General features: G+C 62.7%; 4 protein-coding genes. 3 read left to right on the plus strand and 1 reads right to left on the minus strand.

The features are described from left to right. A partial coding sequence (locus tag KYK83_RS16815) for an ArdC-like ssDNA-binding domain-containing protein (protein ID WP_222829069.1) occupies window positions 1–344 on the minus strand: 344 nt, incomplete at its 3' end. Window positions 345–954: 610 nt separating this feature from the next. Between KYK83_RS16815 and KYK83_RS16820 the strand changes: the two genes are divergently transcribed. The 3 genes from KYK83_RS16820 to KYK83_RS16830 form a co-directional block, all read left to right on the plus strand. Beyond that, a complete protein-coding gene (locus KYK83_RS16820; RefSeq protein ID WP_196847446.1) occupies window positions 955–2,178 on the plus strand; it encodes a TolC family protein in 1,224 nt (407 codons plus the stop codon). Between the two features lie 2 nt (window positions 2,179–2,180). Continuing rightward, window positions 2,181–3,422, plus strand: coding sequence for an efflux RND transporter periplasmic adaptor subunit (locus KYK83_RS16825; protein WP_222829070.1), 1,242 nt, complete (start codon window positions 2,181–2,183; stop codon window positions 3,420–3,422). A gap of 13 nt (window positions 3,423–3,435) precedes the next feature. Next, window positions 3,436–5,678 (plus strand): efflux RND transporter permease subunit (locus tag KYK83_RS16830; protein ID WP_222829071.1); only part of this gene is annotated, 2,243 nt, incomplete at its 3' end.

The raw sequence follows: 5,678 nt of genomic DNA on the forward strand, positions 1-5,678 counted from the left end.
TCGGTGTCGGCTTCGCCTTCGGCGTTCTCGACTTCCTTGGTGTAGCTCTTGTAGAAGATCGCGATGGTCGATTTCTCACCCTTGCGGACTTGTCCGCCGAGCTTCTGGCACTGGCGGTAGGTCATCCAGTAAGGCGAGACGTAGCCGCAGCCATCGGCCACCATCCACAGCCAGAAGGTGTTCATGCCGCGATAGGGTGTCCCGCAGGAGCGCAAGGGTCGCGAGACCGTCACGCCGCGCCACGGCTTGACCCAGGGCTTGGTGCCTTGCTCGAGCTTTTCGATGATGGCGGCGGTGATGCGGTGGGCTGGCGAAGCTGAAACAGCGCGGCGGGATCTGGTCATGGGAGGTCTCCTGATCGCCGGGACGGACATAGCCCGGCTCAGGAAGAGCAAAGCTCCCTCTCCTCTCTTTTTGCTGCGTGCTACCTCGCACGCGCCGGATCTTCCGTCGGACACGGGGTCGTACGGCAAGCAATCGCTCAAAAACCGGTCTCCGCGGCTTGCCCATTCGCTTGCGATCGGCTAACCGCCCGCCGATGCGCCAGCTCCATTTCCTGTTTTTGTTGGCATTGCTCCTGGTCTCGCATGGCGGACTTCCGGGATCGATTCCGCATCTGGAAGCGGCGCATGCACACGAGACGGCAAGCGCGCATCATGCGCATGAGCACAATTCCGCCGATGTCATCGAGGTCGAGACAGACGCCGATTCGCTCGCGTCCGAAGACATCGTGCCTCACCCTGCTTCGCATTCGCACAGCTCGATTGCGATGCCGGACCAGACCGAGTTCGCGGGCAACGCCCCTGCGCCTCGAACACTTCTGCGGCCGGGCGAGACACCGCCTCTCATCGGCTTTTCGCCAGCTCCGTTAACACAGCCCCCATCAGCCTGATTTTCTGAATCCGGCCCGCATTCCGGGCCAATTTCCATTCAGACAATCAGGAGCAATCTATCATGCACGTGTCCACGCGTGCCGCCCTTCTGGCGGCCACGTTGGTGTGGGCGACCTCGGCATCCGCCCAGACGTACACACTCGAGGAGGCCGTTCGAACTGCGGTCGCCAATTCACCGCAGGGCGAGGCGACCGCTGCGCGCCTCGACGGCCTCAACGCAGCGCGAAGCGCTGCCGATACCAACCCCGCGCCCACGATCGATGGGACCGTCGAGAACATCGGCACCCCGGGCTTTTCCCAATGGCAGATCGACGGGACTTACAACCAGCGACTGGAGCGCGGCGGCAAACGCGCGGCGCGCGTGGGCCTCGCGCAAGGCGATATCGCCGTTGCCGAGGCCGAGGCGCTCGTGCGGCGTCTCGATCTCGCGAGCGAAGTCCAGGCGTTGTACGTGGAAGCGCAAGCCGCCGCCTTGTCGCTCGAACTTGCCAGGAGCAGGGTCGAGATCGCCGAGACCCTCGCCAATGAGGTGCAGCGCAGGGTCGATGAGGCGCGCGACCCTCTGTTCGCCGGAACGCGGGCCCGCACACAACTGGCCGAAGCCCGGGTGGATCTTGGGCTGGCGGAACACGCCTTCGAAGCCGCTCTGGCGCGCCTGGCGCTCCTTACCGGCGGAGATCCACGCAGCATCGGGGTCGTGACCTCGGGCTTCCTCGAAGCCGAAGAGATTGCCATCACCAATGCCGACCTTACGCCAGTCGATCTTGCCGTCTTCCAGGCCCGGCGCGAGAGGGCGGACGCGAACTATCGCCTCCAGGAAGCCAATTCGCGGACCGATCCAACTGTCTTCGCGGGGCCCAGGTTGTTCGGCAATGGCGACGTCGCCGTCATTGCGGGCTTCTCGCTGCCCTTGCCCAACCGCGCGCTCAATCGGGCCAACATCGACCGCGCCGCGGCCGAGCAGCGGCAGGTCGAGGCGGACCTCGCGGTCGAACGGTTCCAGCGTCGCCGGCAGATCGCTCTGGCGGCCGAACGCGTCGAAGAGGCGCGCCACGAGGCCGAGGCGATCCAGGAGCAGGTCGTGCCCGGTGCCGAACAGACCCTTCGGGAGGTCCGTGCCGGCTACAATCGCGGAGGGTTCACCTTTCTCGATGTCTCCATTGCCCAGACCGCATTGCACGAAGCCAGAGTCCGCTTCGTCGATGCGCTCGCCGAATATCATCAGGCCAAGGTCGACTACGACCGACTGACTGGCCGCTTCATCGAACTTGTTGGGGGTTACTGATCATGCGCAAGACGCATTTATTCCTTGCTGCGTGCTTTGCAGCGACACTTACCGCCTGCGGCCAGTCGGCGGATTCGCCGGAAACTTCCGAAGAACAGGCAGCCGCAGAGGGCGAATACGAGCGCGGTCCACACAACGGTCGCATGCTTCGTGACGGCGACTTCGCTATCGAGGTTACCGTCTTCGAAGACGGTGTTCCGCCCGAATACCGTCTCTACGCCTACCGTGACAACGAGCCCGTCGATCCCGAAACGGTCCGTGCCCGGGTCATGATCACGCGTCTGGACGGCGAAAAGACCACGTTCGAATTCGAACCGGAACAGGATTACCTGCGAGGCCAGGGCGTTCTCGTCGAACCGCACAGTTTCGACGTCGTGGTCGTGGCAATCGAAGGCGACAACACCCATCGATGGGCGTTCGAATCCTACGAGGGTCGGGTTACCATCTCGGACGAGGCGGCACGTGCGGCGGGCATCCGGACCGAGACGGTCGGACCGCAACAGGTCGGTGAAACCGTGGAAATCATCGGACGGGTGGAGCTCGATCCCTCCGGCAGCGCCGAGGTGGGGGCCAAATTCCCGGGCACCGTCATGTCGCTGCATGCCAATCTCGGCGATCGTGTAGCCCGGGGGGCGTTGCTGGCGCGGGTAGAAAGCAGCTCATCGTTGCAGACCTATCCGATCTACGCGCCGATTTCCGGAGTGATCACGCAGCGCAATACCAACATTGGCGACATCGCGGACAGCGATCCGATGTTCGTCATCTCCGATCCGTCTCGCACGGTTGCGACCTTCCCGATCTTCCCACGCGACATCGAGCGGGTTCGTCCCGGACAATCGGTGCTTATCCGGGGCCTCGAAGGCCAGCGTGCGCAGGGCTCCCGCATCCGGGACTTCCTGCCTCTGGCGGAAGTCAGCAGCCAGGCGGTGACCGCGCGCGCTCCGCTTCCCAATCGCGATGGCTTCTGGCGACCGGGAATGGCGGTCCGGGGTCTGGTCTCGGTCGACCAGCGACGGGTGCCTCTCGCCGTCAGGACGGACGCCATCCAGCAGTTCCGCGATTTTCGCGTCGTCTTCGCCAAGATCGGCGAGACCTACGAGGTGCGGATGCTCGAGCTTGGTCAGGAAGGTCCCGAGTGGACCGAGGTGCTGAGCGGGATCGATGCAGGCACCGTCTACGCATCCGAGAACAGCTACGTGATCAAGGCCGACATCGAGAAGTCGGGCGCGAGCCACGATCACTGAGGAGCGCGATTCCATGTTAACGAAAATAGTCGAGCTGTCGATCAGGCAGCGTTTCGCAGTGCTGGCAGCGGTGTTCATTTTCGCCGCCGTGGGCATTTACAGTTTCGGCCGGCTCAAGATCGATGCGGTGCCGGACATCACCAATGTGCAGGTGCAGATCAACACTTCGGCGCCGGGCTTTTCTCCGCTCGAAGCCGAGCAGCGCATTACCTATCCGGTCGAAACCGCCATCGCGGGGTTGCCGGGGCTTTCCTATACGCGCTCGGTTTCGCGCTACGGTCTGAGCCAGGTTACCGTCGTTTTCGAGGATGGCACCGACATCTACTTCGCCAGACAACTCGTCAACGAGCGCCTGCAGGCGGTACGTTCGAACCTGCCGGAGACGGTCGAACCCGAACTCGGACCTATCGCCACGGGCCTGGGCGAGATCTTCATGTACACGGTCGAGGCCGAGCAGGGCGCGGTCAAACCCGATGGGTCGCGCTATACCGCGCAGGATCTGCGGACGTTGCATGACTGGGTGGTTCGGCCACAGCTTCGCACGGTTCCAGGGGTCACCGAGGTCAACTCGATCGGCGGCTACCGTAAGGAGTATGTCGTAGCGCCGCTTCCCGAACGTCTTGCCGGCTTCGGTCTGACGGTCGAAGACGTGATCGAGGCGCTCGAAAACAACAATGCCAATGTCGGTGCTGGCTACGTCGAGAGGTCAGGTTCGCAATATCTTATCCGCGTACCCGGACAGGCCGAGGACGAACGCGATTTGTCCGGGATTATTGTCGATTACCGCGATGGGGTTCCCATTCGCATCGCTGATGTGGCGGATGTCGAGATCGGATCCGAGATCCGCAATGGCGCCGCAACCAAGGATGGCCGCGAAGTCGTGCTCGGCACGATCTACATGCTCGTTGGCGAGAATGCCCGCGATGTCAGTGTTGCGGTGGCCGAAAGGCTGGAAGAGGTAAACCGCTCGCTGCCCGGCGGCGTTGTCGCCAATACGGTCTACGATCGCTCCGAACTGGTCGAAGCAACGGTCTCCACAGTCGAGAAGAACCTCGCCGAAGGGGCGCTGTTGGTCATCGTTGTCCTGTTCGTCCTGCTCGGCAACTTCAGGGCTGCACTCATTACCGCTGCCGTGATCCCGCTCTCTTTCCTCCTGATGATCACGGGGATGGTCGAGAACAACGTGTCGGGCAATCTGATGAGCCTGGGGGCATTGGACTTCGGCCTGATCGTCGACGGTGCAGTCATCATTGTCGAAAACTGCCTCCGTCGGTTCGGCGAAGCGCAGCATTCGCTCGGAAGACTGCTGAATCGCGAGGAACGCTTCAAGCTGGCGGCCCGCGCATCTGCCGAGGTGATCAAGCCGAGCCTTTTCGGCATTCTGATCATCACCATCGTCTACGTGCCGATCTTCGCTCTCGAAGGCGTGGAGGGCAAGACGTTCCACCCGATGGCGATCACGGTCGTCATGGCGCTAACCGCCGCCATGGTGCTCTCCCTCACCTTCGTTCCGGCCGCGGTCGCGACATTTGTGACGGGCAAGGTCGAGGAGAAGGAGACGCGCGTCATGCGCGCAGCCAAATCGGGTTATCGTCCGATGCTCGACTTCGCCCTACGTTCGCGCAAAGCTGTCCTTGCCGGAGCCGTGGCTCTGGTGGTCCTGAGCGGATGGGGCGCAAGCCGGATGGGATCGGAATTCATTCCCAATCTGGATGAAGGCGATATCGCGCTCCACGCGCTGAGAATTCCGGGTACCAGCCTCAGCCAGGCGGTCGCCATGCAGACTGCCCTGGAAGACAAAATTCGGACCTTCCCCGAGGTGGACCAGGTGTTCGCGAAGATCGGTACCGCCGATGTGGCCACTGACCCAGTGCCGCCATCGGTCGCCGACACTTTCGTGATCATGAAGCCGAGAGAGGATTGGCCGGATCCCCGCAAACCAAAGGAGCAACTCGTCGCCGAGATGAACGAGGCCGTCCAGCAGGTGCCCGGTTCGCGCTACGAGTTCCTTCAGCCGATCCAGATGCGCTTCAACGAACTCATCGCGGGCGTGCGTTCCGACGTCGCGATCAAGATCTTCGGGGACGATCTCGACCAGCTTGCTTCCGTTGCAGCCGAGGTCGAGGGCGTCGTCTCTTCGATCGAGGGATCGCAGGACGCGCAGACCGAACAGGTGACCGGCTTGCCGTTCATTCAGGTCATCCCTGATCGCATCCGCCTGACCCAGCTCGGGTTGAACGTGGACGATGTTCAGAC

The sequence above is a fragment of the Qipengyuania pacifica genome, assembly GCF_019857205.1.
In the GTDB taxonomy this organism is placed as follows: Bacteria; Pseudomonadota; Alphaproteobacteria; order Sphingomonadales; family Sphingomonadaceae; genus Qipengyuania; species Qipengyuania pacifica.

Bases quoted from the DNA above. Each gene is read 5' to 3' on its own strand.
- KYK83_RS16825 (WP_222829070.1), top strand. From the start codon at position 2,181: ATGCGCAAGACGCATTTATTCCTTGCTGCGTGCTTTGCAGCGACACTT.
- KYK83_RS16820 (WP_196847446.1), top strand. From the start codon at position 955: ATGCACGTGTCCACGCGTGCCGCCCTTCTGGCGGCCACGTTGGTGTGG.